At 39.2% G+C, this 3,425-nt stretch carries 5 protein-coding genes; 2 read left to right on the plus strand and 3 right to left on the minus strand.

Annotated features, from left to right (window positions below; all coding sequences use genetic code 11):
- Positions 1-173 precede the first annotated feature (173 nt).
- Genes B371_RS0101020 through B371_RS0101030 form a run of 3 tightly spaced genes read right to left on the minus strand, consistent with a single transcriptional unit; the run spans position 174 to position 1,913 of the window.
- Positions 174-434: a DUF5327 family protein gene (locus B371_RS0101020; protein ID WP_019412471.1), complete on the minus strand. Its 261-nt coding sequence runs from the start codon at positions 432-434 to the stop codon at positions 174-176.
- A 55-nt stretch (positions 435-489) separates the two neighbouring features.
- Complete coding sequence (locus tag B371_RS0101025) at positions 490-1,155, minus strand: uracil-DNA glycosylase (RefSeq protein WP_019412472.1); 666 nt, start codon at positions 1,153-1,155, stop codon at positions 490-492.
- An 11-nt stretch (positions 1,156-1,166) separates the two neighbouring features.
- Positions 1,167-1,913: a DUF4230 domain-containing protein gene (locus tag B371_RS0101030; protein ID WP_019412473.1), complete on the minus strand. Its 747-nt coding sequence runs from the start codon at positions 1,911-1,913 to the stop codon at positions 1,167-1,169.
- Between the two features lie 115 nt (positions 1,914-2,028).
- Between B371_RS0101030 and B371_RS0101035 the strand changes: the two genes are divergently transcribed.
- Both B371_RS0101035 and pdxK read left to right on the plus strand, forming a co-directional pair.
- Positions 2,029-2,289 carry a hypothetical protein gene (locus B371_RS0101035; protein ID WP_019412474.1) on the plus strand — a complete coding sequence of 87 codons (261 nt, stop codon included), beginning with the start codon at positions 2,029-2,031 and terminating at the stop codon, positions 2,287-2,289.
- A gap of 66 nt (positions 2,290-2,355) precedes the next feature.
- The gene (pdxK, locus tag B371_RS0101040; protein WP_019412475.1) at positions 2,356-3,189 is read left to right on the plus strand and encodes a pyridoxine/pyridoxal/pyridoxamine kinase; all 834 of its coding nucleotides are present in this window, start codon (positions 2,356-2,358) and stop codon (positions 3,187-3,189) included.
- Positions 3,190-3,425: the final 236 nt, after the last annotated feature.

Consider the following 3,425-nt stretch of genomic DNA (forward strand, 5'->3'; position numbering starts at 1 on the left):
GCAGGAACACTAAGGAACGAAGGCTAAGAACGCCACGTCGCGGGCCAACATCCTGTTGGCCCGAGGAGATTGAACCGAGCCCCACGGAAAGCGTCCGCATGGAGCGAAAATCATCTTTGTTCGGATTTTATTACTAGATTTTTTATTATGAAATTGACTCACTTAATAGCATTTTAAAAATCAAATAATGAATCGCCGTTTGCGTCTGCTTCTTTCATGCGCTCGCCTGACGAAATGGATTTTACTTCTGATATTGGATTTGGCTTTTGATTTTGCACGCTTGAAGACTTCACGTCAGGTTGTTCACTTAACGCTACGTCGCTTAGTGCGCGAATGGCTAGCAATGCCTCACGAATACTTCGTTCGTCGTCTTTTTCTTTGGCAATGGAAACATATTTTTCTATTTCGGTGACAACTCTACTTAATGGAATCATGTCAAGCCACCCTCCTTTTGAAAAAAACCTCTTAGCCTTCACTTTACCATGAAATCTACTTCAAACAAAAGTCTATCGGCTGTATTCCCCACTCTGTTAAATGCTTATTAATTTTGGAATAGGGTCTACTTCCGAAGAAACCACGATATGCACTCAGTGGACTTGGGTGAACGGATTCGATGATCGCGTGGCGAGAAGTGTCTATCAAATTTCTTTTCATTTGTGCTGGTTTTCCCCACAACACAAAAACCACAGGAGTTTCCCGTAGTGAAAGCTTGCGAATGACCTCATCTGTAAAGAGTTCCCACCCCTGCCCTTTATGAGAATGTGCTTGGCCCTCTTGAACGGTAAGAACCGTGTTTAGAAGGAATACTCCTTGTTGAGCCCACTTTGTCAGTGTTCCTTCAACTGGAATTGTACATCCTAGATCATTATTGAGCTCTTTTAACATATTTCGTAAACTCGGAGGGTGTTTGACCCCTGGTTGGACTGAAAAACTCATCCCATGTGCTTGACCTTGACCATGGTATGGATCTTGGCCAACAATCACAACTTTGACGTCTTCATAAGCTGTTTCTTCAAAAGCACTCCATAAATCCTCCAATGCTGGATAGACAGTTTCGTTTGTGTATTGTTCTTTCAAGAACTCTCTTAATTGTAGATAGTATGGTTTGTCGAATTCAGCCTCAAGAACATGTTGCCAATCATTATCAAATATCATTTTGACGAGCCTCACTTTTTAAATTCGACAGTGACATCGTACTCAACCAATGAAAACATCTCAGCAACAGAACGTGCTGCATTTTCTTCGGCAAGAACTAATACCCCTTGGCCGGTGGTTTCTTCCATCATTAGTCTCTCTGCTTCTGCCGCTAACTCATAAGCGTCTGTTATATCAGCTTTCTCACGGAATAACCCTTCGTATGAAAACACTTCAACTTGTTCGAAGAAGATTTCAGGTCCGCCCAAAAATTCTGCTTTAGGTAGTGTAAGAGTAGCCGTTTTTGCTTCTTCATCTACCACAATATCGTCTTGTTGAAGTTTTGAAAGATCAATACCAGCCTTAACTGAACCAGGTATAACCACTAACAGTTGACGTTTTGTTCCAGGTAAGTTTAACCCGATTTCTTGGCCAAAAACCGCATTATCTTCACGTTGAATCAACACTTTTGTGTAAGCTTCTGCAGTTGCCAATTCATTCAATGATTGAATTTTTTCTAAAAATGTTCCTTTATTTTCTGTGAAGGTACTCCCTTGGATCATTCCAAATGCAATTAAAGGAATAATACCTATGAGCACTATTAATCCTATCAGGAACAACATGAACTTCTTTCTCCAAATCGACGTGATAAGTGAATTAACTTGCCTAAATCCAGATGATGGTGGTTGAACACTTTCAAGAGTGACGGCTATTTCATCTTGTGCTTTTAATTCTTCAAGATATTTTTCAAGTTCTTTAATCCTCTGTTCTTTTGACATCATTCTCCCCTTTTCTATCATTTTCGATATGATTCTAGTATGTTTACCATATCTCAAAGTTTCAATTTGAACAACTTCTATACGAATGATAGGATAAAATAGAGGTGAACGTAACGTGGCAGACTTTCAATGGCGAGAGAAACTAAGAAAGACCCAAGAATCAACAAAACAAGTTAGCCTAGTTCCTGAACAAGCAAAATCACTTGGATTTGGTTGTTTCACAATTGGCATGATTATCATGTGCCTATTTTTCGCAGTCATTGGAATTGGTCTGTTTGCACAAAGCAACCTACTTTTCGGAACAGTCTCCATCATCATTTCTTTAGGTATTGGGTACATGACTTTTCAATTGATTCGAGCGGAAAAGATTCCATAATTTTAATTTCTTATAAAGTTTGATAATATTAATTACAGTAAATCATAGAGACGAGGTATTACTACAATGACACTAAAGAAAACATTAACGATTGCAGGTTCTGATACTTCAGGCGGAGCTGGAATACAAGCTGATTTAAAAACTTTCCAAGAACACGGTACATTTGGTATGAATGCATTAACCGTGATTGTTACAATGGACCCTGAAAATGGTTGGGGACATGGAATACATCCTATTCCAATAGATACATTGAAAGCTCAATTAAAAACTGCATTATCAACTGGAGTGGATGCTATTAAAACGGGCATGTTGCCTACTGTTGATATTATTGAAACTGCAGCTGATGCTATCGATCGCTCTGGTCTCGAGAAAGTGGTTATTGACCCTGTACTTGTTTGTAAAGGTGAAGACGAGGCACTATTTCCAGAGAATGTGGATGCGATTGTAAAATCATTGCTCCCTCGTGCTTTAGTTGTTACACCAAACTTGTTCGAAGCTGGACAACTTTCAGGATTAGGCACATTAACCACAATTGAAGATATGAAACAGGCTGCCGTGAAAATTCACGAAGCGGGTGCAAAGAATGTTGTGATTAAAGGCGGTAAGCAGTTAACACATGAAAAAGCAGTTGATTTGTTCTTTGATGGTTCAACTTTCACTTTACTTGAATCAGTAAAAACAGATACTACTTATAATCATGGAGCAGGCTGTACATTTGCAGCAGCCATTACAGCAAATCTAGCAAACGGTCTTGATGTAAAAGAGTCCGTGTTGGAGGCTAAAAAATTCGTTTCTGCTGCAATTGCACATGGATGGAAACTGAATGAATATGTAGGTCCAGTTATGCACGGAGCTAAAAACCGTTTCGGTGCACCAGAAATCACAACATCAGAAATATAAAACGACTGATCAAGGCACCCCATCTTATGTGATGGGGTGCCTTTTTACGTGGTAATGTTAATGAGTGATTTGGTTGTAATGATTGGGTTCAACATTGTAAGATCTCTAAAATTTTAAAATAAGAAAAACCGGGCAAAGTACGCCCGGTCCTTTAAGTCAAATGATTTAAGTATCAATCTAGAAGGACATTCCATATAGTATCGACTTTGGTTTCAGGTATAATTTCCGTTACAGGC

Origin of the sequence: Paenisporosarcina sp. TG20 (assembly GCF_000286315.1) — a bacterium.
Classification (GTDB): Bacteria; Bacillota; Bacilli; order Bacillales_A; family Planococcaceae; genus Paenisporosarcina.